The 22,969-nt window shown below is 60.6% G+C and carries 19 protein-coding genes; 8 read left to right on the forward strand and 11 right to left on the reverse strand.

Annotated features, from left to right (window positions below):
• Position 1: 1 nt before the first annotated feature.
• From AC5I5B_RS22805 to AC5I5B_RS22820, 4 genes are read right to left on the reverse strand one after another with little or no spacing between them, the layout of a single operon-like run.
• Positions 2–1,036 (reverse strand): ABC transporter ATP-binding protein, encoded by a 1,035-nt coding sequence (locus AC5I5B_RS22805; protein WP_174054388.1) that lies wholly within the window; start codon positions 1,034–1,036, stop codon positions 2–4.
• 9 nt (positions 1,037–1,045) lie between these two features.
• On the reverse strand, positions 1,046–1,870 hold the full coding sequence (locus AC5I5B_RS22810; RefSeq protein ID WP_087747059.1) for an ABC transporter permease: 825 nt from the start codon (positions 1,868–1,870) through the stop codon (positions 1,046–1,048).
• 1 nt (position 1,871) lies between these two features.
• Positions 1,872–2,756, reverse strand: coding sequence for an ABC transporter permease (locus AC5I5B_RS22815; RefSeq protein WP_003505701.1), 885 nt, complete (start codon positions 2,754–2,756; stop codon positions 1,872–1,874).
• Positions 2,753–3,904 (reverse strand): extracellular solute-binding protein, encoded by a 1,152-nt coding sequence (locus AC5I5B_RS22820; RefSeq protein ID WP_174054389.1) that lies wholly within the window; start codon positions 3,902–3,904, stop codon positions 2,753–2,755. The genes AC5I5B_RS22815 and AC5I5B_RS22820 overlap by 4 nt, the downstream gene beginning before the upstream one ends.
• Before the next feature lie 273 nt (positions 3,905–4,177).
• On the opposite strand from AC5I5B_RS22820, the gene AC5I5B_RS22825 reads away from it, so the two are divergent.
• Positions 4,178–4,360, forward strand: a complete 183-nt coding sequence (locus tag AC5I5B_RS22825) for a hypothetical protein (RefSeq protein WP_003505704.1) — start codon at positions 4,178–4,180, stop codon at positions 4,358–4,360.
• A 48-nt stretch (positions 4,361–4,408) separates the two neighbouring features.
• Here the strand turns inward: AC5I5B_RS22825 and AC5I5B_RS22830 are convergent, their stop codons facing one another.
• Positions 4,409–4,612, reverse strand: coding sequence for a CsbD family protein (locus tag AC5I5B_RS22830; protein ID WP_003505706.1), 204 nt, complete (start codon positions 4,610–4,612; stop codon positions 4,409–4,411).
• Between the two features lie 181 nt (positions 4,613–4,793).
• On the opposite strand from AC5I5B_RS22830, the gene AC5I5B_RS22835 reads away from it, so the two are divergent.
• The 5 genes from AC5I5B_RS22835 (at position 4,794) to AC5I5B_RS22855 (ending at position 11,173) form a co-directional block, all read left to right on the forward strand.
• Positions 4,794–5,123, forward strand: coding sequence for a GCG_CRPN prefix-to-repeats domain-containing protein (locus tag AC5I5B_RS22835; protein WP_111817354.1), 330 nt, complete (start codon positions 4,794–4,796; stop codon positions 5,121–5,123).
• Between the two features lie 199 nt (positions 5,124–5,322).
• Positions 5,323–6,018 (forward strand): superoxide dismutase, encoded by a 696-nt coding sequence (locus AC5I5B_RS22840; RefSeq protein ID WP_174054390.1) that lies wholly within the window; start codon positions 5,323–5,325, stop codon positions 6,016–6,018.
• 115 nt (positions 6,019–6,133) lie between these two features.
• Complete coding sequence (locus AC5I5B_RS22845) at positions 6,134–7,123, forward strand: Bug family tripartite tricarboxylate transporter substrate binding protein (protein ID WP_060725636.1); 990 nt, start codon at positions 6,134–6,136, stop codon at positions 7,121–7,123.
• A gap of 461 nt (positions 7,124–7,584) precedes the next feature.
• Complete coding sequence (locus AC5I5B_RS22850; protein WP_174054391.1) at positions 7,585–9,387, forward strand: ABC transporter ATP-binding protein; 1,803 nt, start codon at positions 7,585–7,587, stop codon at positions 9,385–9,387.
• A 178-nt stretch (positions 9,388–9,565) separates the two neighbouring features.
• Positions 9,566–11,173, forward strand: a complete 1,608-nt coding sequence (locus AC5I5B_RS22855; RefSeq protein WP_080867399.1) for an ABC-F family ATP-binding cassette domain-containing protein — start codon at positions 9,566–9,568, stop codon at positions 11,171–11,173.
• On the opposite strand, the gene AC5I5B_RS22860 is transcribed toward AC5I5B_RS22855, so the two are convergent.
• From AC5I5B_RS22860 to AC5I5B_RS22875, 4 genes are read right to left on the reverse strand one after another with little or no spacing between them, the layout of a single operon-like run.
• Positions 11,167–12,117 carry a Csu type fimbrial protein gene (locus tag AC5I5B_RS22860; RefSeq protein WP_003505717.1) on the reverse strand — a complete coding sequence of 317 codons (951 nt, stop codon included), beginning with the start codon at positions 12,115–12,117 and terminating at the stop codon, positions 11,167–11,169. The genes AC5I5B_RS22855 and AC5I5B_RS22860 overlap by 7 nt on opposite strands.
• Positions 12,114–14,552, reverse strand: coding sequence for a fimbria/pilus outer membrane usher protein (locus AC5I5B_RS22865; RefSeq protein ID WP_174054392.1), 2,439 nt, complete (start codon positions 14,550–14,552; stop codon positions 12,114–12,116). Before AC5I5B_RS22865 ends, AC5I5B_RS22860 begins: the two co-directional genes overlap by 4 nt.
• A complete protein-coding gene (locus AC5I5B_RS22870; RefSeq protein ID WP_080867401.1) occupies positions 14,524–15,243 on the reverse strand; it encodes a fimbrial biogenesis chaperone in 720 nt (239 codons plus the stop codon). Before AC5I5B_RS22870 ends, AC5I5B_RS22865 begins: the two co-directional genes overlap by 29 nt.
• 21 nt (positions 15,244–15,264) lie before the next feature.
• The gene (locus AC5I5B_RS22875) at positions 15,265–15,762 is read right to left on the reverse strand and encodes a Csu type fimbrial protein (RefSeq protein WP_003505723.1); all 498 of its coding nucleotides are present in this window, start codon (positions 15,760–15,762) and stop codon (positions 15,265–15,267) included.
• 362 nt (positions 15,763–16,124) lie between these two features.
• Here AC5I5B_RS22875 and AC5I5B_RS22880 point away from each other — a divergent pair, with 362 nt between their 5' ends.
• On the forward strand, positions 16,125–18,914 hold the full coding sequence (locus tag AC5I5B_RS22880) for a bifunctional aconitate hydratase 2/2-methylisocitrate dehydratase (RefSeq protein WP_112953419.1): 2,790 nt from the start codon (positions 16,125–16,127) through the stop codon (positions 18,912–18,914).
• Between the two features lie 328 nt (positions 18,915–19,242).
• On the forward strand, positions 19,243–19,878 hold the full coding sequence (gene catB, locus AC5I5B_RS22885) for a type B chloramphenicol O-acetyltransferase (RefSeq protein ID WP_495752848.1): 636 nt from the start codon (positions 19,243–19,245) through the stop codon (positions 19,876–19,878).
• A gap of 45 nt (positions 19,879–19,923) precedes the next feature.
• Here catB and AC5I5B_RS22890 read toward each other — a convergent pair whose 3' ends face one another.
• A complete protein-coding gene (locus AC5I5B_RS22890; RefSeq protein WP_495752849.1) occupies positions 19,924–21,726 on the reverse strand; it encodes an NAD(P)/FAD-dependent oxidoreductase in 1,803 nt (600 codons plus the stop codon).
• A 113-nt stretch (positions 21,727–21,839) separates the two neighbouring features.
• Positions 21,840–22,913 carry a 2,3-butanediol dehydrogenase gene (locus tag AC5I5B_RS22895; RefSeq protein WP_003505729.1) on the reverse strand — a complete coding sequence of 358 codons (1,074 nt, stop codon included), beginning with the start codon at positions 22,911–22,913 and terminating at the stop codon, positions 21,840–21,842.
• Between the last annotated feature and the right edge of the window lie 56 nt (positions 22,914–22,969).

Consider the following 22,969-nt stretch of genomic DNA (forward strand, 5'->3'; position numbering starts at 1 on the left):
GTCAGCTCCGATAGATTGGGCGGTTGTCGCGATAGGCCGTGACGGCACGGGGCGAAATCTGTACGCCCTGTCCCGCCCGGAACAGATCCGGATGGGCGACCATGGATTTGATCCTTGTACCATCGGCGAGATCAAGGTCGACAAGGCCGTGGGTGCCGTAATCCGTCACCCGGTGCACGTGCGCTTCCGGTGTTTCGGAAATCGTCAGATCGATGGCTTCCGGGCGGACGGCGAGAATGGCCGGGCCATCGGAGACGGGAAGCGGAAGGGTAAAATCGGCGCGCGTGAAATTTCCGTCTGAAACCGCACCCTCTATCAGGTTCATGGTGCCGATGAAGCCGGCGACGAAAGGGGTCTGAGGTTCGCGGTAGATGACGTTAGGCCTGTCGATCTGTTCGGTCTTGCCATTTGCCATCACGACGATGCGGTCGGCCATCGAAAGGGCCTCGTCCTGCCCGTGGGTGACGAATAGCGTGGTGATGCCGAGACGCTGCTGGATATCACGCACCTCTTCCCGCAACCGCTCGCGCAGATGCTGGTCGAGGCTGGCGAAGGGTTCGTCGAGCAGCAGGATTTTCGGTTCGAGAACCAGCGAGCGGGCAAGCGCCACGCGCTGTTGCTGGCCGCCCGAGAGCTGGCTGGTGGCGCGCTCGCCATAACCGGTAAGCCCGACGAGCTCGAGCACGGCCTCCACTTTCTCTTTGATCACGGCAGCCGGCATATGGCGCAGCTTGAGGCCGAAAGCGAGGTTTTTGAAGACGTTCATGTGGCTCCAGAGCGCGTGGCTCTGGAACACCATGCCGGTCGGCCGCCGCTCCGGTGGCAGGTGGGTCACATCTTCGCCATCGATGGTAATCTGCCCGCCCGTCGGCTGCTCGAAACCGCCGACCATGCGCAGCAGCGTCGATTTGCCCGAACCGGAAGGCCCGAGAAGGCAAACGAGCTCGCCATCGGCGACATCGAGCGAGAAACTGTCGACTGCCTTGGTGCCGCCGGTATAGGTTTTCGATATCTCGCGGATGTGAAGTACGGACATGATGATTTCCTAACCGCCGAAACCGCGGGCGAATGCACCGCCACCGATGACGCGGCGGGCGAACATGAGGGCAATGAAGGACGGCACCCAGAGCAGCACGGACAGAACCGCGCCGTACTGGATGACCATCTGGTTGTTGATATAGCTGATCATCAGCACCGGCATCGTGCGGATGCCCGGCGCACCGATGAGCCATGCGCCTTCGGTCTCATAAAAAGTGCCAACGAAGCTGAGCAAAACGGCGGCGGCGATGGTCGGTCCCGCCTGCGGCAGGGTAATCGACCAGAAGACCCGGAGCGGACTGGCGCCGACATCACGGGCCGCCTCTTCCATGCGCCGGTCGACGGCCTGGAATGCCGCCACGGGAATCCAGATCATGAACATCAGCGTACCGACGAGCTGGATGAGAACAACGCCCCAGAAGGTGCCGATGAGGTTGAGCTGCAGGAAAATGGCGGCAATCGCCACCAGAAGCCCGAATTTCGGGAAGGCGTGGCCGGCCAGGAAGGAGAAGAACAGCAGGTTGCGGCCGGGAAAGCTCATGCGCGCAAAGGCATAGGCGGCGGGAAGGCAGATCAGCGCCGAAAGCAATGTCACCACCGTTGTCAGCCGAAGGCTCAGCATCAGGGCGTTCCACACGTCGGCGCGGCCGAGCGTCTGGCCCCAGAAACGGAAACCGAACTGCTGGGGAATGACATTGGGAAAACGCCAGACCTCGGTGAATGCCCAGGTGCCGACAACAAGCAGCGGCCCGACGATGGCGATAGTGAGAAGGGTTGCAAAAAAGATACCGGGCCAATCGATGCGGGCACGGGCCCGCGTCAGCGTCGTCATGTCATTTCCCCTGGTTGCGCGCGACCGAACGCACGTAGAACAGGCCGAAAGCGATGCAGAAACCGAAAGCGATGACGGCCTGGGTCATGGCGCCGATGGGGTCCTGCACTTCGCGCAGCGTGCGCTGCATGAAGGGGCCGAGCATTTCGGGAGAGGCCGGGCCCAAGAGATAGGGCAGGGTGAAGGAAGAAAAAATGCCCAGCACCGAAAAGGAAAGCGCCACGAGAATGGAATTGGAAATGCGCGGCAGGATGATGTGCCAGAAGACCTGCAGCGCGTTTGCGCCGACATCCCGCGCCGCCTCCACCGACTGGTTGGCGACGCTGCCGAGGCCCGCGAGCAGGATGAGAACCGTCAGCGGAATATTGTCCCAGACAAGACCGATGACCGGCCCCCAAGGCGTGAGATAGGGCGTGCGGATTTTCGGCAGGTCGACCGCATTGAGCAAGATGTCCACCATGCCGTTGGGGCCCAGAACGCGGATGAAGGCGAAGGCGAGGATGATGGAGGGCACGAACATCGGAAAGATGGCAAGCGCCTGCACATAAGCCGAAAGACGACCTTGCGAAAAGCGAAGGTAAAGCGCGATCGGCAGGCAGATGACCAGCAGGAGGACGGCGCAGACCATCGTCGTCCACAATGTCACGGCAAGATTGTCGAGGCTGTAGCGGTCTGAGAAGAAGAAGCCGTAGCTTGAAAGGTCGAAACTCGTTTCACCATCGGTTCCGGTGCGCCACACGGTGCGGCCGATGGCGTTGATGGCAGGCCAGATGACGAGCCAGATCATCAGGAACACGGGAATGGCGACGAGCAGGAGGCCGATGGGCCTCCTGCCTGCTGTATTGTCAATGAGCGGGCGAACCGCTCCCTCTGCGACCTCGGTCACGACTTGCGGTTAACGTTGGGAGCGACGTTGCGATACCAGCCATCATTGATGGCGGTTTCCCATTTGCCGGCCGGGAAGGTCGGAATGGTCTGCGGAATGATGTCGGCAAAACGCTTGCGCAGGTCGGCCGACACATGGTCCCAGGAAACGCCGGGGAAGCCGCCCAGCTCGTTGAGGATCGCGCCCTGAATTTCTTCGGACAGCACAAAATTGGCAAGCTTCAGGGCAGCGTCACGATTGGCGCCGTTAGCAAGCACCACGGCGCGCGAGAAATCACCGCAGAGCGCCAGATCCTGAAGCTGGACGAGGCCGGTTTCCTTCGGCAGAACGCCCTGATCGATAGCCTTCAGCACCTGATCGGACCAGACGGGGGTCATGGTGACGACGCCCTGGGAAAGAAGCTGCAGCGACTGCGTGTTGCCGGAGGAGTATGCGCCCTTGTCATAGAGCGACGGGGCGATATCTGTCAGCAGCGCCCATGCCTTGCCCAGAGCCTTGTCGCCGGCTTCCTGGGTGTAATTGTCAACCGTAAAGGCCTTGGGATCGAGACCGTTGGCCTGATGGATGGCGCGGCGGACGAAGTTGCCGCCGGAGCCGCCCTTGTCGGGACGGTTATAAACGAACTGGCCGGGATTTGCCTTGATCCACTTGACTAGTTCATCCCAGGTCTTCGGTGCGTCCGCCGGCTTGAGATTGCTGGTGTCATAGGCGAGCAGAACCTGGCTGCCGCGATAGGGCAGGCTGTATTCGCTGCGGATGGCAAGCGGGTTGACGCGCGAATAATTGGAAAGGCCGGCCTTTGCCATGTTCACGTAGATGCCGGCATCGATCGCGCCGGTGGGGAGCAGCGGATCGGCCGTTTCGAAATAATCTGCCTGCGGATCGGTGCCCGTCTGCTTTGCGGCGATGGCGCGCTCGCCGATGGCCATGATGCCGGCGCTGTCGCCGGCATCGACGAGGTTGAGCTTCAGGCCGGGATTGGCGGCTTCAAAAGCGGGCTTGATCGTATTGGACCAGAAATCGAGGATATTCGTATCCGAACTGGTGTACCAGTCGATCGTGCCCGGAGCAGCAAAGCTCATGCGCGGTGCAAGGGCGAGACCGGCGGCGGCGCCTGCGGCGGACATCATAAAGGTGCGGCGTTTCATCTATGTCTCCGATGTTTTCGGCGCGAGTGGAACTCTGAGCGCTGAGGCTTGAGAGATGGACGGGAAAGGCTCTGGCCATCAGTTGCACAGCCGTGCATTTTTTGAATGGGCCGGCGGCGGTTCTAATGTCTTTCCATAACGCTTTCGTGACGGTTGATGCCGGCCGGTCTTGCCGCCCTCTGTGCCCACGGGTGATCCGAAGGCGCAGGGGGCTCTACCAAAGCGGTTTCCGGGCAGATAGGATGACCGTGATAATTAGGAGGGAGGGGAGCGATGATCGCAGCCTATATTGACGAATTCATCATGTTTTGCGCCGGCCTGTGGATGACATGTGTCGGCTTTGGTTATCTGCCGCTGTCAAAAAACACGGCTAGCCAGCCGCCGGTTGTTCGTCATTTCAGATGGATGGGGCCGCTGCTGATCGTCATCGCTGCTGTTCTGGCCGTGGCCAGCTGACCGGGAAATCCCGCGCAAAGAAAAACCCCGCCGAAGCGGGGTCTCGTCTTACCAGGTCTGGCGTCCATACCAGTCGTCGATATCTTTCCTGGCGCGGTCCTTTTCGTAACCGTAGCGCTCCTGGATCTTGCCTTCGAGCTGCTCGCGTTTGCCGTTGATGACGTCAAGATCGTCGTCGGTGAGTTTACCCCACTGCTCCTTGATCTTACCCTTCATCTGCTTCCAGTTGCCTTCAACGCGATTCCAATCCATCGGTGCTCTCCCATTTTGTTTGGCTTGCACTGGTAAATGTCCGAGCCTCCGCAGGGTTCCGCCCGGAGGCCGTAATGTTCGGCGCAACTGTGGCTGCTGCCACGAAAAGATCACGATTCATTCAGCCACAGTTCACCCGGCAGAGCGCTAAATCCCCCCATCCCACAAGGAGGGAAATAAGATGCGCAAGATGATTTTAACCGCCGGACTGATTTTCGGCGCCCTGTTCGGCAACGGTGCGAATGCCATGCCTGTGGGCCAACCGTCTGCACCCTCGGCATCCCACATTCAAACGGTGGATTATGCCTGCGGACGCGGCTTTCACCTGTCACCCCGCGGCTATTGCCGTCCGAATGGTCCGCCCCGGTATGAGCGTGGCTGGGACCGTCGCGACCGCTGGGAAGGCCGCCGTGAATGGCGCGAGCGTCAGGCCAGACGGGAATGGCGTGAGTGGCGCGACCGCAGAGACTATCGCGACTACCGCGACCGCCGCGACTACTATCGATATTGATCGGGTAAGGCCCTCTCCAGCCGGGAGGGCCTTTCTCATATGGGGCGGTCAATCCATCCCGCATCCCGCCCCGGCAGGGCGTGAATACAGCGCCGCCGCCTCTCATCTCCATGACCTGCGACAGAATTGCATTCAGCGTGAGGAAACCCGGGCCGTAGTTTGGGGTTAGTCCCATATCACCGTTCATAAGGAGGATATGATGGACATCACCAGACGCACCGTTCTCACCGCCGGCGCAGCAACTGCTGCCGCTGCAATCTTTCCCCGCCCGCATGTCGCGCGCGCCGCACTGCCCCTGAGGCAGCCGGGGCTTCCCTTTGCCGAAGCCGATCTCGCGCCGGTCATCTCGGCGAAGACCGTGGGTCTGCATTATGGAAAACACCACAAGGCCTATTACGACAAGCTGAATACGCTCGCTGCGGGCACGCCTTATGCCGACATGGAACTGGTTGATATCGTCACGCAGTCCGCCAAATCAAAAGAGGCGGCTGATGTCAAAATCTTCAACAATGCCGCGCAGGCCTGGAACCATGTCGCCTATTGGGACCAATTCGTCCCGGGCGGACCGAACCGGCCGACGGGTGATCTTGCCGCTTCGGTAAACGAGACCTTCGGCGACTATGACGGTTTCATCAAACGTGCGGTCGATGTCTCCGATACGGTCTTCGGCACCGGCTGGGTGTGGCTGACGCGTGACGACGGCAACAAGCTCGCGCTGATCGGATATGAGGACGGCAAGAACCCCGTTGCTGTCGGCCGCCCGGCCTATCTCGGAATCGATATATGGGAGCACGCCTATTACGTGGATTATGAGAACCGCAAGGCCGAACATATCCGCGCCGTGCTCGACAAGCTTGTCAACTGGCGGGTCGTAGAGGAGCGCCTGAAAGCGTAACGAACCCTCTTTCTCCTGAAACCCGCCGGGAGCGTCCGCTCCCCGGCGGGTTGCCCTGAGGTGCATTTGAGCTACTATGCGCCCATGGCGAGGAGGCCATGTTACAGGAGGGTTCATGATTTACCGGTCTTCAAAACGGCGCACAGTGCTGAAACTTGCCGCCGCGGCGGTTTCTTTGGGCATGCTGGGAACGACTGCGAGCGCGCAGGGCTTCCCCGAGCGAACGATTACTCTGGTCGTTCCTTTCGCGGCGGGCGGCTCTACCGATGTGGTCGCGCGTGTTATCGCGCAGAAGATGGGTGATGAACTCGGCCAGCAGATCGTCGTTGAAAATGTCGCCGGCGCCGGTGGCAATCTTGGTGCGGACCGCGTGGCCCGCGCCGAACCCGACGGATACACGATCCTGATGGGCACGGTTGCCACCCACGCCCTCAACCCGCTCATTCTCAAGACCAAGCCTTATGATCCCGAAAAGGATTTCACGCCGGTCTCGCTGCTCGTGGTGGTGCCGAATGTGCTGGTCGTCAATCCGAAGCTCAACGTCAACAGCGTCGCGGAGCTTATTGCCCTGCTGAAGGCCGAGCCGGACAAACATGCCTATGCTTCTTCCGGCAACGGCACCCCGCTGCATCTTTCCGGCGAGCTGTTCAAGAGCATGGCCGGTGTCAGCATGCAGCATGTTCCCTATAAGGGCGCCGGCCCGGCGCTCAACGATCTGCTCGGCAACCAGATTTCGATTATGTTCGACAATCTGCCCTCTTCGTCAGGACATATAAAATCCGGCACGTTGCGGGCGCTCGGCGTCACGACCAAGGAACGCGCCTCGTCCTTCCCGGATCTGCCGACCATCGCCGAGACCGTGCCCGGTTATGAGACCTATACTTGGAACGCGCTCTTTGCGCCCGCCGGCACGTCGGCCGAGGTGGTCGACAAGCTGAACGCCGCCGCCAAGAAGGCGCTTGCCGATCCGGCGGTGGCCGCACGCATGGCGGATTTCAGCGCCAAGATCGTCGCCTCTTCACCGGATGAGCTGAAAACCCACGTTGCGGCTGAGATCGCCAAGTGGGGGCCTGTGGTCAAGGACGCGAATGTGCAGATGGATTGACCGGCAACGGCAGATACCAGTCCGATTTTCCGCCGTGCATCCTGCCGGTTGCGGGCGGAAATAACGACCTGATAAAATCGTGGCCGGCGCGTCAGTCGCATCGGCCACGGTTTATACCGTCGCATCCAGCCGGTGTGGCGTTTCCGCATCACTCACCAGCCGGTTGTAAAAACCCGCTTGGCAAGCTCGAACTGCTGAGTTACAAATCTCAATACCGCGTCAGATCGAACAAAGGGAGGCGTTGCATGACACCAGTATTCATCAAAACCCTCCCGCAGGGAATGGCCCGCCACTAGGTCATATCCATTCGCGGCCCGCCCTGAGCGCGCCCGACATGCGGTTCTGTTTTCCTTCATAGCCCGATTGATCTGACGGGATCATTTTGTCTCCCGCCCGGGCTGTGCCATCCAACTTCCGTTTTGAGGACCGGTTGCCGAATCCGTCGCGCCGGGCTGGTTAAAATGTCACGCAAGAAGCTCGATTTCCGCGCTGATGCATATCGCAATGTGCTCGGCTTTGTTTTCAACCATTGGCGCAATCGGCCGGCGCTGGTGGGTTTCATCATCGTGCTGGTAATTGGAAGCACGCTGGCTGAAGTGATGGTGCCGGTCTTTTCCGGCCAGATCGTCGATGCCATTGCCGGCGGTAACGGCGCTGGCAATGGGGGCGATGGGGCGTTGCGCGCCTTCGTCATCGTTGTGTCGCTTGGGCTGGTGAGCGTGGTGCTGCGCTGGTTCATCTTCAATGGCATCATCAGGCTCACCCTGAAGACCATGGCGGATGTCACCCATAACGGCTTCCACAAGGTCCAGCGTTTTTCCACCGACTGGCATGCCAACAGCTTTGCCGGTTCCACGGTGCGCAAGATCACGCGCGGCATGTGGGCGCTGGATTCGCTTAATGACCTGCTGCTCGTCGCGCTTTTGCCTTCCATCGTCATGCTGGTGGGCGCGACCATCGTGCTCGGCAGCTACTGGCCGGTCATGGGCCTGATCGTCGGCCTCGGCTCTCTGATCTATGTCGGCGTCACGGTGGGGCTTTCGATGGGTTATGTCTCGCCGGCGGCAAGGCTGGCCAATGCCTGGGATACCCGGCTTGGCGGCGCGCTGGCGGATGCCATCAGCTGCAATTCGGTGGTCAAGGCCTTCGGCGCTGAGACCCGCGAAGAAACGCGGCTGGGCCATGTGCTGGTGAAGTGGGACAACCGCACACGCAGGACATGGAAGCGCGGCACGCTGAACGGCACGATCCAGAGCTTCATGATGGTCTCCATGCAGGCCGGCATTCTCGGCACCGGCCTCATCATGTGGCGACAGGGGCTGGCGACTCCGGGCGACATCACCTTCGTGCTGGCGATGTTCTTCGTGCTGCAGGGTTACCTGCGCGATGTGGGACAGGATATCCGCAACCTGCAACGTGCCGTCAACGACATGGAAGAGCTGGTGCTGCTGGACAAGATGCCGCTTGGCATCGAAGACAGGCTGGACGCCGGACCGATCAAGATCGGAAAGGGCGAGATCGTCTTCGATCACGTCACCTTCCAATATGGCGCGCATACCACACCGCTTTATGATGACTTTTCGGTCACCATCAAGGCGGGTGAACGTGTGGGCCTGGTCGGCCATTCCGGTTCGGGCAAGACAACCTTCGTCAAGCTCATCCAGCGGCTCTACGACGTCAAGTCGGGCGCGATCCGCATCGACGGCCAGAATATCGCCGGGGTCACGCAATCGAGCCTGCGCGGCCAGATCGCCATCGTGCAGCAGGAGCCCATCCTGTTCCACCGCACGCTGGCGGAAAACATCGCCTATGGCCGGCCAGACGCCACGCGGCGTCAGATCGAGCAGGCGGCGAAACAGGCGAGCGCCCATGATTTCATCATGTCCCTTCCCAAGGGTTATGAGACGATGGTGGGCGAGCGTGGTGTCAAGCTGTCCGGCGGCGAACGTCAGCGTGTCGCGATTGCTCGTGCTTTCCTTGCGGATGCGCCGGTGCTGATACTGGACGAGGCGACTTCCAGCCTCGACAGCGAAAGCGAAGTGCAGATCCAGCAGGCGATGGAACGGCTGATGGTCGGCCGCACCACGCTGGTCATCGCGCATCGGCTTTCCACGGTCAGGGCGCTGGACCGGCTGCTGGTCTTCGACAAGGGCAAGATTGTCGAAGAGGGTGATCACCAGGCGCTGATCCGCCTCCATGACGGCATCTATCGCCGGCTGTTCGAACGGCAGGCGCTGGAGCTGACCAAGGGGCTGGTGGCCTGAAAAACGAAACGCCGGGGGGTTCCCCCGGCGTTCCCTTCCCGAACATTGAACCCACGCCACGAACACGCCGCTTTTTCGCCTAAGGGCATGTTCTGCGCAACACCAACAGGACGGTGAACCATGGATTTCCACCCGATCACAAAGCCGCAACGCCTTGTCATCAGGGGAACCCATATCCATGCCGCATTCCATCACTCTCTCGGACCTCTCGTGGTCGACACCTGACGGTCATCCGCTCTTTTCTGACATCAATCTTCGCTTCGGACCGGAGCGCACCGGCCTTGTCGGGCGCAACGGCGTCGGCAAGACGACGCTTCTGAAACTGATCGCGGGCGAATTGTCGCCGTCTGCGGGCACGGTTTCCGTCTCGGGCAGCGTCAATCTTCTGCGCCAGAGCGTGCAGGTCATGTCCGACGAGACCGTCGGCGACCTGTTTTGCGCGCGCGAGGCGCTTGAGGTCCTTGCCCGTGCGCAGGCGGGAACGGCCACTCTCGAAGAGCTTGAAGATATCGACTGGATGCTGGAGGACAAAATTGCCGAGGCGCTCGCGCAGGTCGGGTTGGACGCCTTGCCCTCCACACCGCTTTCGGCTCTGTCCGGCGGACAGCGCACGCGGGCCGCACTTGCGGCTCAAATCCACGCCGCCCCCGATTTCCTGATCCTCGACGAACCGACGAATAATCTCGACCGGGAGGGGCGCATTTTCGTCGCCGATTTTCTGGCGGCCTGGCGTGGCGGAGCGATCGTCGTCAGCCATGATCGGGAGCTTCTCGAAACCCTCGATGCGATCGTGGAAATGACCACGCTCGGGGCAACCCGTTACGGCGGCAACTGGAGCTACTATCGCGCACAAAAAGCGCTGGAGCTGGCCGCCGCCGAACAGGACTTTGCGAATGCGGAAAAGCGTCTGTCCGAGGTCAGGCGCCGTTCACAGGAGGCGCTGGAGCGCAAGGCCCGGCGTGACAGCAGGGGTGCTGCAAAGGCGGCGAGGGGAGACATGCCCCGTATCCTTGTCGGTGCGATGAAGAGGCGTGCCGAAAAGACGAGCGGCGACAACGCCAATCTGGCCAGCCGCCTGACGGCCGAGGCGACGGAAGATCTGAAGACGGCGCGGGAGCGGATCGAAATTCTGCAGGGCGTCAGTGTCACATTGCCGCCCAGCGGGCTGCACGCGACAAAAACCGTTCTGAGCCTGCAAAATCTGACTGCGGGGTATCGGGCCGAACACCCCGTGCTTCGCGACCTGTTCTTCGAGATCACCGGGCCGCAACGCGTTGCCGTCACTGGTCCGAACGGATCGGGAAAAACGACGCTGCTTTCGGTGATCACGGGGGGCTTACCGCCATTCGAAGGGACGGTGCATGTTGGGGTGAAGTCCGTGTTTCTCGACCAGCAGGTCAGCCTGCTCGACGCGAGCCTGTCCATCCGCGACAACTTCCTTCGTCTTAACCCTAAGGCCGGGGAGAATGCCTGCCGCGCCGCGCTCGCACGCTTCATGTTTCGTGCCGATGCCGCCTTGCAGATCGTTGCAACACTCTCGGGCGGGCAGATGCTCAGGGCAGGTCTCGCCTGTGTTCTGGGAGGCCCGCAGCCTCCGCAATTGCTGATCCTTGATGAGCCGACGAACCATCTCGATATCGATTCCATCGCCGCCGTGGAGGCTGGCCTTCGGGCCTATGACGGCGCCTTGCTGGTCGTCAGCCATGATGAGGCGTTTCTCGCCGGCATCGGCATCGATCGGCGGCTGGAACTTGGAAAGTCAGAGGTGCGTTCGGCCCCTCAGTAGTTCACCGTCACGACCACCGTATCGGAGTAGTTTCCCGGCGCCGGCGTGTTCTGCGCCGGGACGCGTCCGTAGACGGTCAATGTCTGCAGGCTGCCGGTGCCGGTGCCGGTGGCTATCTCCCCCGCGGCACTTCCCCAGACATTCGTGCGGTTCGCGTCTCGGTAGAGACCGTAGGTTATCGATGCGCCCGCCTGCACCATCTTGCGCGCGGCCGGAGGGCTGTTGCTCAGCCCGCCATTGAGCGCCACACTGTAGTTCAGATTGGTGGTGCAGGTCAGATTGATCGCTCCGGTCGCATTGACGGCCGTGTTCAGTACGCCGTGACTGCCGAAATCGATGTTCTGGGCCGAGATGATGCATGTGGGCGCCACTGCGGCCGACACGTTGAACGGCACCTGCGTGGGGTTCTGGGTTACGGAAGAGCAACTCGGTGCGAGCAGGGTAAAGCTCGTATAGGTGAAGCTCGTTTCTGCGCCGGCAAAGCTGGAGAGATAAAGGCCGCGCACTGCCGAGGCCTGGCCGGCGTTGATCCGGCCATAGACCGTGCGGCTCGTGGTGTTGATCAAAAGCGGCAGCGCCATATCGATCGGCGGAGGCGAGCCGAGTGCGGGCTGCGTGACCGATCCCCATGAGGTTGTCCGCGCTGCGTTCTGGTAGAGCTGGTAGTTGAGGATGTTGCTGCCCTGAAGCATCCGGCGGATGCCGCCCGACTGCCCGCCGCTTCCGGCATTGATGTTGGGGCAGATGCGGATGGAAAGCGCCAGCGACAACGGGTTGGAGCAGGTGACAGACAATGTCGCCGTCGTGTCCACGGCGCTGCCGCCTGCGAGATTGACGAAGCCGAAATTCATATCCGACATGTTGAAGGTGCAGCTTTGCGCCAGAACCGGTGAAGCGGAGAGGAAAGCGGCGATGGCAAGGGCGGCACGGGTCAGGACCTTCATTGGATGCTCCTGCATAGGGTTTCGAGAGTTGCGCGCGTCTCGCCGGCGGAGGGGACGGTGATCTGCGCCTCGCACTCGCCTTTCGTCGGCTGCATGATGCGGAGGCGATGCGTGTCGCTGATATTGTCGAGATAGGCCTGCCCGTCATAGCCGACGACGAAATCACGCTTGCCGTCGATTTTGCCTGTTGATCCGGTTTCGATGAATTGGCCGCTTTCGTCTTTCAGCGTCACCAGCGCCACCTGACCCTCGGTTTCCACCTTGAAATTGACCACCGCTCCCGCCCGCTCCGTTGGCGTCACAGTCTGTTTTGTGCGGTCGATGCGGGCGTCGACCGGGAGATTGCTGGGGTCGAGCGTGATGTTGTTGACGTCATAGGAGCGCAGGTTCGGGAGCAATATCTTGCCGCGGCGGTTGGTCTGGCCGATGGGGCGGTTTTCCAGCAGGATATCGACACCGGGCGCACCCGCATCCACCACCGCGAAAGCGTCATCGATCCGGTTGCCGACAAAGACATCGCCGCCGGCGAGCGCTATCGATCCTTCGATCTGCGCATAGGCCTGTGTCGTGCGGTTGAATTGATCGACGCCCGCCGAAACGCGAGCCGCGCTGCCGCGGTAACTGCCGGAAACGGATGCGATGTCATTGCCGCCGGTCGAGCCGCGCAGACGCCAGCCATAACTTCCCTCGGCCTGCTCTTCGGATTTTCCGATCTCTGCCGTCAGCGAATATCCATCCGCATCTGACGACATGCCGGCCGAGCCGGAGACGCCGCCGCCGAACGACCAGGACAGGCCCGCGAAGACGCCGTAGGATTGGCTGTCCTCAAGGTCCTTATAGGCGGTGATGAAGATATTGCCGTTCTTGCCGAACGGCCGCGTGGCGGAAAGGCCGAGCAACCGGGATTTCCTCTCATCGAAGGTTTCCACCTGCGTATAGGAAAAGTTCAGGCTCGTTTCATCGAAGGCAAGCTGTGTGGAAACGGAAATCTGATCCACGGCACGCGGTGGCCGCGCGCTCAGCAGACCGGATATCGTCCTGAGTGTCGAGCTGTCGGCGGAGACCGACGCCATGTCGTGATAATCGCCGAATGCCCGTTGCGACCGGGCGTGAAATTTGAGCCCGAGCAATTCGGCTTCGACGCTTGCGGAGAGCTGGTAGCCGCTTTCCTCGCCAAAGCGGCTGGATGCGCCGGAAACCGCCGCCAGCCCATGGGCTCCAAGCGTGAAGACGCCGCCAAGGCCGATATTGTAGAAATCCTCGCCGCCTTCCGCATGGCCTTCCAGCGTAAGATGGTCCGACAGGCCATAACGAACCGTCGCCGATCCGAGCAGTTTTTCGTCGTAATCGAAAGAAGAGGTTCCGTAATTGCGCCGGGCAAAACCGAGCTCCCCCGAGAAATCGACGAGGCCTTTCGCGAGCAGGTCCGGTGAAGCATAAAACGGCGTTTCGGATACGGTTTCGCGGCCCAGCGCATCCCGCACCACCAGCCGCGCATTGCCCGCGCCGCTGATGACGGGAAGATTGGTGATGGAGAAGGGGCCTTCGGGAACATCCTGCGACAGGCGGCGGATATTGTTGACATAGACATCGACGGTGGAGGGCACGGCTGCCGAACCGGCAAATTCGGGCATCGGCATGGTAACGATATCCGGCCGCAGGTCGAAGTTGCGGCGGATCTGCAGGCCGCCCAGCCGCGTCGGGCGTGTCCAGCTCAGCCCGCCGGTGATGAGGTCTCCGGCCCGGTAGCTCGTCAGTGTTTCCTCGTCCGAATAGCTCCAGGTGGTATCGAGGCGCTGGGTGTCGAACTCCGACAGGCGGGATGTGCTCAGAACCTGTGACGAGGACAGCACGCCGAGCGGACCGAAGACCCTGCTTTCCAGGAGGGCCGAGACCCCGTTGAAATCGCCGATGTCAGACCATTTGTTGCCGCCGGAGGAGCCATAGATCGTGTAATTCACCACACCTCCAAAATCGTTCGCGGCCTTTTCCTGCGTTTCGTCATCCTCTTCCGTCGCATTCTTGCCGGAGGCGTCGATCACCCTGTTTGCCCGCGCCGCCATCGGCAGGGTGAAATGCATGGACTGGGTGCCTTCATCGTAACGCGCCACCACGTCTGGCAGTCGGGAAATGTCGATCCAGCCATCATCGCCGACTGCGCTTTCAACCGGAGATATCCCGATATTGTTCAGCTGCTCCGGCTCGATGAGAAACGATCCGGCGTCGTTTTGACGAAATGTGGCGATCAGTTCTGTCGAGACATCGTTGATGTAGACTTCGAGCTGAAACTGTCCCTCTTCTTTTGCGGCAAAAGAGGCTGGTTGCGCCGCAGGGGGTATATCCTGCGCCACGGAGAAACTGCCCGATGAAATGACCGTCAGAGCGGCAATCGTCAAAACGGCAAGGTCAGCCGCCCGAGACGCGCGCCGTCGCATTGACGGGGCCGCCTTCGCTGTCTGCCGAAATCTTCAGCGTGCCGCCGCCTTTTTTGCCGCCTGTTGCCGGAACCACAAAGCTTGCAGCGGATTTGCCAAGCACATATCCCACCAGCCCCTGCTGCCGGGCAATCGCCTGACCGTTGCCGCCGGAAAGCATCAGGTTGGCGATCCTTATCCGCCTCTCGCCCGTATTGGACACCGAGACCCTGTAGCCATTGCCCTGCGGCGTTATCTTCCAGGCCGGTTCCGCATCACCTGTGGAAGCGGGCGAGAAGAAAACGGGGATGGAGTGGCGCACCACAAGGTTGACCGTGCCGGATTGTGGTCTTCCCGCCGGCGGCAACTCATCGACGATGACGCGGTAACTCTCTTCGGCCCGCAGGGGCGCCTTGGAAAGGCGGACGATGCGGATAAGGTTTTCCGCGCCTCCCTTCAGCTGCGTCATCGGCGGGCTGGCGACGACGTCCTGCGCCGCCGTATAGACGTCCTGCCCGTTCTGCTGGGTCCAGCGGAATATACGCACCTGAACGTTGATCGGGGTTTTTGCATCGTTCCAGATGCGGAGGCTGGAGGCCGCCGTGGGCGCTTTAAGATCCAGAAGAACGGGTGCGACCCGTAACGAGGCAGCCTGTGAAGGTGAAACACTCAAACCGGCAAAAAACGCAGCCGCTAAGGTAAAAAGACGCATGCGCGATCCTCCCTATGGCGATCAGTAATTGAGCGTGGCCGTCACCGTATCGGTATAGACGCCGACCGCGGGTGTCGTCTGGGCAGGTACGCGCCCATAGACAGTGAAGGTCTGCGGTGCCCCGGTTCCCGTTCCCGTTTGCCGGTCCGTTCCCACGGTGTTCCCCCACACCGTGCTATGTGCCGCAGTCGTATAAAGCGAGTAGGAAATGGTCGCGCCGGCAGGCGATGTCATCAGACGGTTGGCGACCGTCGCCCCCGAGCCCGCGCCGGCGCTGAGGCCCAGGCTGAAGGGCGTGCTGGCCGTGCATTGCACGATAACATCGCTGGTCGCATCGATATTGCTGCCGATTACGCCATTGGTGCCGAAATTGAGATTGCCGGCGGAATTGATCTGGCATGCCGCCTGAATGGTGATCTGCACCGTGAAATTCGTCGAGGCGACCTGGGCGATACCAGACGCCGGTGTGAAAACCAGTGCCGCAAATGATAATAAATAGCCTGATGCTGCAAACTTCATGCTGCCTCCCCAAGCTGCTGCGCTGTCGATTTTCCGGTGCGCAACATGGAATTACGCCAATAACGGGTAATTAGAATGATCTAATACTCGTACTGATTTGGTTAACAAATCCTTAATATGATCATCTGAAAAACTACTGGCTGAAATGCAGGGGATGCCACAATCAAAAGTGTAGCGGCGCGATGTGATCCCTGTCGCAGGATCGACGCTAAATGCCGTCTACGAGTTCTTTACTGGAATGCGACATCTTGTCAGCCGGCCCCGGTTGGCGTACTCGAAACAATAGAAACCCGGGCCGATTAACAGTACCGTTCAGTGGCGCTCTGTACCGGCTCCATAGACATCTTGACGTTGGGATTGCGATGAACCTTTACTTGGATTACCTGGCTGAAATCAAAAGCAGAGAACCACAGGGTCTCGCGCCCAAGCCGATTGACGACGGTGCACTGACGGCCGAGATTATCGAGCTGATCAAGGATGCCGGCAGCGAGCACCGCGCCGATGCCCTGAAATTCTTCATCTACAACACCCTGCCGGGAACCACGAGCGCCGCTGGCGTCAAGGCTGACTTCCTCAAGCAGATCATTCTCGGCGAAGCGATCGTGCCGGAAATCACGCCTTCCTTCGCGCTGGAACTGCTGTCGCACATGAAGGGCGGCCCGTCGATCAGGGTGCTGCTCGATATCGCGCTCGGTAACGACGCTGCGATTGCCGCCGAGGCCGGCGAAGTGCTGAAGACTCAGGTCTTCCTTTACGATGCCGACATGTTCCGCCTGCGCGACGCCTACAAGGCCGGCAGCGCCATCGCCAAGGCCGTACTGGAAAGCTACGCCAAGGCCGAATTCTTCACCAAGCTTCCCGACGTTGAAGACGAGATCAAGGTCGTCACCTTCATCGCCGCCGAAGGCGATATTTCGACCGACCTTCTGTCCCCCGGCAACCAGGCGCATTCGCGCTCGGACCGCCAGCTGCACGGCCAGTGTATGATCTCGCCGGAAGCGCAGGCGGAAATCGTCGCGCTGCAGCAGCAGCACCCGGACAAGCGGGTGATGATGATTGCCGAAAAGGGCACGATGGGCGTCGGTTCGTCGCGCATGTCCGGCGTCAACAACGTGGCGCTTTGGACCGGCAAGCAGGCCAGCCCCTATGTGCCCTTCGTCAACTACGCCCCCATCGTCGCCGGCACCAACGGCATTTCGCCGATTTTCGCCACCACTGTCGACGTGACTGGCGGCATCGGCATCAACCTCAAGAACTGGGTGAAGAAGCTCGGCGAAGACGGCAAGCCGATCCTCAACAATGACGGCAATCCGATCCTCGAGCAGAAATATTCGGTTGAAACGGGCACGGTCCTCAAGATCGATGCCAAGAACCGCAAGCTGCGCGACGAGACCGGCACGGAACTGGTGGATCTCGCCTCTTCCTTCACGCCCCAGAAGATGGAGTTCATGAAGGCCGGCAGCTCTTACGCTATCGTCTTCGGCAAGAAGCTCCAGACATTCGCCGCTGAAACGCTTGGCGTCGAGGCCACCCCGGTCTTCGCGCCCAACAAGGAAATCTCCATCGAAGGCCAGGGCCTCACCGCCGTCGAGAAGATTTTCAACCGCAACGCTGTCGGTGTCACACCCGGCAAGGTTCTGCACGCCGGCTCCGACGTTCGCGTCAAGGTCAACATCGTCGGCTCGCAGGATACGACCGGCCTGATGACCGCGCAGGAACTGGAAGCGATGGCGGCCACCGTCATTTCGCCGCTGGTGGATGGCGCCTATCAGTCGGGCTGCCACACCGCCTCCGTCTGGGACAAGAAGGCGCAGGCGAATATTCCGAAGCTCATGTCCTTCATGCATAATTTCGGCGTCATCACCGCGCGCGACCCGAAGGGCGTCTATCATTCGATGACGGACGTGATCCACAAGGTGCTGAACGACATCACCGTGGATGACTGGGCGATCATCATCGGCGGCGACAGCCACACCCGCATGTCCAAGGGCGTGGCCTTCGGCGCTGACTCCGGCACCGTCGCACTGGCGCTGGCGACGGGCGAGGCGACCATGCCGGTCCCGCAGTCGGTCAAGGTCACCTTCAAGGGGACGATGCAGCCCTATATGGACTTCCGCGACGTGGTGCACGCCACGCAGGCGCAGATGCTCCAGCAGCACGGCGACAACGTCTTCCAGGGCCGTATCATCGAAGTCCACATTGGCACGCTTCTGGCGGACCAGGCCTTCACCTTCACCGACTGGACGGCCGAGATGAAGGCCAAGGCGTCGATCTGCATTTCCGAAGACGAGACGTTGATCGAGTCGCTGGAAATCGCCAAGTCGCGCATCCAGATCATGATCGACAAGGGCATGGACAATGCCGCACAGACGCTGAAGGGTCTGATTGACAAGGCAGATCAACGTATTGCGGAAATCCGTTCAGGTGAAAAGTCAGCTCTGAAGCCGGACGCCAACGCGAAATATTTCGCCGAAGTCGTCGTTGATCTCGACGTAATCAACGAACCGATGATCGCCGACCCTGACGTCAACAACAACGACGTCTCCAGACGCTACACGCACGACACAATCCGCCCGGTATCCTATTACGGTGCGGCCAAGAAAGTCGATCTCGGCTTCGTCGGCTCGTGCATGGTGCATAAGGGTGACGTGAAGATCGTCGCGCAGATGCTGCGGAACATCGAAAAGACCGAAGGCAAGGTCGAGTTCAAGGCGCCGCTCGTCGTCGCCGCGCCGACCTACAACATCATCGATGAGCTGAAGGCGGAAGGGGATTGGGAAATCCTGCAGAAATATTCCGGCTTCGAGTTCGATGACGTCAACCCGAAGACGTCCAACCGCACCGAATACGAAAACATCCTGTATCTCGAGCGTCCGGGCTGCAACCTTTGCATGGGCAACCAGGAAAAGGCGGCAAAGGGCGACACGGTTCTGGCAACGTCCACTCGTCTCTTCCAGGGACGTGTCGTTGAAGACAGCGCCGAAAAGAAGGGTGAATCGCTTCTGGCCTCCACGCCGGTCGTGGTGCTCTCGGCCATCCTCGGCCGCACGCCGAGCATCGAGGAGTATCGTTCTGCCGTCGAAGGGATCGACCTGACGAAGTTCGCCCCGCCGAAGGTAACGCCGATCGATTCCCAGTCGGTTCACTACTGAGGCCGAGACCATCGCGGTGTGCGGGCCAAGGACGCCCGCGGCGGCGATGCAGTGAAAATGCCGAACCAACGACAGCAGCGGGGAGAAATCCCCGCTGTTGCTTTATGTGCTGCCGGGATTTCGGCATTGCAGGCTTCAAACATGTCACGGCTTGGCCTTCGCCGGTTTTTGCGGTAACCAGACTGAATGATAAAAGCCTCGAGTATCACCTGCATCTAGCTCCCGCCGTTGCGTGAGGAGCATCGAGCGAAAAGCCGACAGGCTTGGCGCTTGGCGTCGGCTTGCCTTGAGGCAAGCGAATGCGAAGATATGTAGTGAGATTACTCCAATGGAAAATTACTTCGAAAGCCCGTTCCGGGGCATCACGCTTGACAAGCAGGTCAAGAACCCGAACCTTGTGGTCGGGAAATACAGCTATTATTCCGGTTATTATCACGGCCATAGCTTTGAAGACTGCGCCCGTTATCTGTTGTCGGATGAAGGCGCGGACAGGCTGGTGATCGGAAGCTTCTGCTCGATCGGTTCAGGTGCCGCCTTCATCATGGCGGGCAATCAGGGCCATCGCAACGAGTGGATCAGCACCTTCCCGTTTTTCTTCATGCCCGAGGTGCCGGAATTCGAGAATGCCGGGAATGGTTATCTGCCGGCGGGCGATACCGTCATCGGCAACGATGTCTGGATAGGCTCGGAAGCGATCATCATGCCCGGCATCACGGTTGGTGATGGCGCGGTGATCGGAACGCGGGCGCTGGTGACGAAGAATGTCGAACCCTATGCCATCGTCGGCGGCAATCCAGCGAAAACGATCCGCAAGCGGTTCGATGATGACAGCATCGCCATGCTGCTCGAGTTGAAATGGTGGGATTGGCCGGCGGAGCAGCTGAAGGCGGCAATGCCGCTGATGACCAGCGGCAATGTCGCGGAGCTTTACAGGTTCTGGCAATCCGATAAGTCCCAGCCGTGAAATGCCCGGCCCGCCTCATCGAGACGGGCCGGAACTCCCTCCGGGTCAGGACAGATGATGCGGCTTTTGCAGTCCGTAAACGGGTGTTTTCAGGCCCGCCTGTCTCGCCTTGAGCTGCAGCGAGAGATATTGCGAATAGTGCCGCGATTGATGCAGGTTGCCGCCGTGGAACCACAGCGCCTGCTGTTGTGTCGGCTTCCACATGTTGCGCTGCTCGCCTTCCCATGGGCCGGGATCCTTGGTGGTGTCGGAACCGAGGCCCCAGCATTTGCCCACCTTATCGGCCACTTCACGCGAAATGAGATCGGCCGCCCAGCCATTCATCGAACCATAGCCGGTCGCATAGACCACCAGATCGGCAGACAGTTCCGTGCCGTCCTTCAGCACCACGGCATTCTCCGTCAGGTGCGAGACATCCACCCCGGATTTCAGCTTGATCGAGCCGTCGATCACGAGGTCACAGGCCCCGACATCGATGTAATAACCCGATCCACGCCGCAGATATTTCATGAACAGGCCGGATTCATCATCGCCGAAATCGAGCATGAAGCCCGCTTTCTCCAGTGCCGCATAAAAATCGGCGTCCTGTTCGCGAATGCGGTCGTAAACCGGAACCTGAAACTCGTGCATGATCCTGTAGGGCAGGGAGGCGAAGATGAGATCGGCCTTGCGCGTCGTCATGCCGTTTGCCACCGCGCGCTCGGAATAGAGGTCGCCGAGACCGATATCCATCAGCGAGTCGGATTTGACGATATGGGTGGAGGACCGCTGCAGCATGGTAACGTCGGCGCCGGCCTCCCAGAGCGCTGCGCAGATATCATGCGCCGAGTTGTTGGAGCCGATCACCACGACCTTCCTGCCGGCATAGGCGTCCGGACCCGGATGCTGCGAGGAATGCTGCTGCTCGCCCTTGAAGACATCCTGTCCGGGGAATTTCGGGATATTCGCCTTGCCGGACATGCCGGTCGCCAGCACCAGCTGTTTCGGCCGCAGTACGACCTCCTTGCCGGCGCGGTCGACAATCACGGTCCATTCGCCCGTCACCTCGTCATATTGTGCGGACTTGCAGGTGGTGGAGCCCCAATAATTCAGCTCCATGACTTTTGTGTACATTTCCAGCCAGTCTCCCACCTTGTCCTTCGGCGTGAAGACGGGCCAGTTTTCCGGGAACGGAATGTAGGGCAGGTGGTCGTACCAGACGGGGTCATGCAGGCAGAGCGACTTGTAGCGCTTGCGCCAGCTGTCGCCGGGCCGTTCATTCTTCTCGATGATGATCGCCGGCACACCGAGCTGGCGAAGCCGCGCGCCGAGCGCAATGCCGCCCTGTCCGCCGCCGATAATGACGACATAGGGCTGCTCCGAATAGCCGAGTTCGGCGGCCTCAGCCTCACGTTTTTCCTTCCAGGTCCGGCGGTTGCGGTCGTGGCCGTGCTCCGCGCCCATCGGGCGGCGGATGCCCTTCGGCTCTTCGTGGCCCTTCAGTTCGCTCATGGTGGTGAGCAGGGTCCAGATCAGCCCGTCCTTCAGGCGGATGTGGCCGTAACCGCGGGCGACACCGGTCTCGAACTCGAACCAGCCTTCGGTGACGCCATCGCTTTCCGAAGCCTGCTCCTTCACATCCTGCACCAAGCCCGAGGGTTTGATGGCGGAAAGCTGGCTCGTCAGCATGTCGCGGATCTGCTCACGGCCTTCCAGCGTCTTCAGGTTCCAGGTGAAGGTCACGAGGTCGCGCCAGTAACAATCGGCCTGAAACAGGTTGACGGCGGCGTCTATGTCTCCATTTTCCAGCGCATTGCCGAGCTTGGAAAGAACCGTGTCGATTTTGGTGGCGGGACTGACATCAAGCATATTCATCTCCTCCATGGTGCTTGGTCTGATGGTGGAGCGGCGAAGTCGCCGCCCCGAAAGCCAACGGCTCCCGCATACCGGGCTCCTCTTCCCGGCATGCGGAGGCGGAAAGCCTATTTCGAAAGATCGATCAGGATCTTCAGATGAGTGCCGGCGGGATCGAGCAGGGCATCGAAGCCCTCAGACACGGCCGTATCGAGCGTGATCCGCTTGGTAACGATCTTCGTCGCCGGCAGCAGGCCGGAGGCGATGAGTCGGATGACCCGCGGCCAATAATGGGTCGGATAGGCCCATGAGCCCTTGATCTCCAGGTCGCGGAATGTCACCTGGAACCAGTCGATCGGGTTTTCATGCGGATGCAGGCCGGTCTGTACGACGACGCCCTGTTTGCGCACCGCATCGACGCAGGCCTTGAGCGCATGTTCATTGCCTACGCATTCAATGGCGACATCGCAGCCGACCTTGCCTTCCGTTGCCGCGCGCACGACATCACCGACATTGTCGCGCTTCGGGTTGATAGTGATGACGTCGGGGACGATGCTGCGGGCAAGCTCAAGGCGGGCATCATTGAGATCGGACACGAAGAGCTGGGCAGCGCCGGCCGCACGCGCGGCCAGAAGCGTGAGCATGCCGATCGGGCCGGCGCCCGTGACCAGAACGCTGTTGCCGGCGGTGACGCCGCCGCGGTCGCAGGCATAGACAGCAACCGCTGAGGGTTCAACGAGTGCGGCCTCTTCATCTGTCATCTCGTCGGGAATCTTCTGAACGTTATATTCGTTGACGAGTGCTGCCTGCGCCATGCCGCCGCCTTCCCAGCTGAGACCGACCAGCGCCAGCTGCGTGCTCAGATGGAAGAGGCCACGGTCGGCGAAATAGTCACCGGATCGCGGCATGATGAGCGGCTGGATCGAGACGCGATCACCGACGCCGACCGAGGTGACGCCTTCGCCGATGGCCTCCACGACACCGCCGAATTCGTGACCGAGAATTTGCGGGCCATGTGCGCCGGTAAAGGGGTGCGGTTCGGTGGGGATGAAGATCGGACCGTAACTATATTCATGCAGATCGGTGCCGCAGATGCCGACGAAGCGGTTGCGGACAAGAACCTGTCCCGGCCCCGGCCGTTTCGGCTCGGGAATGTCTTCAACCCGCAGGTCCCTGGCTGCATGAAATCTGAGCGCGCGCATGTTTTCTCCTCGATGGCTCCTGATGCCAGAGAAGGTGCAATGCCCGTGCCAGCACG

Source organism: Agrobacterium sp. (assembly GCF_059499945.1).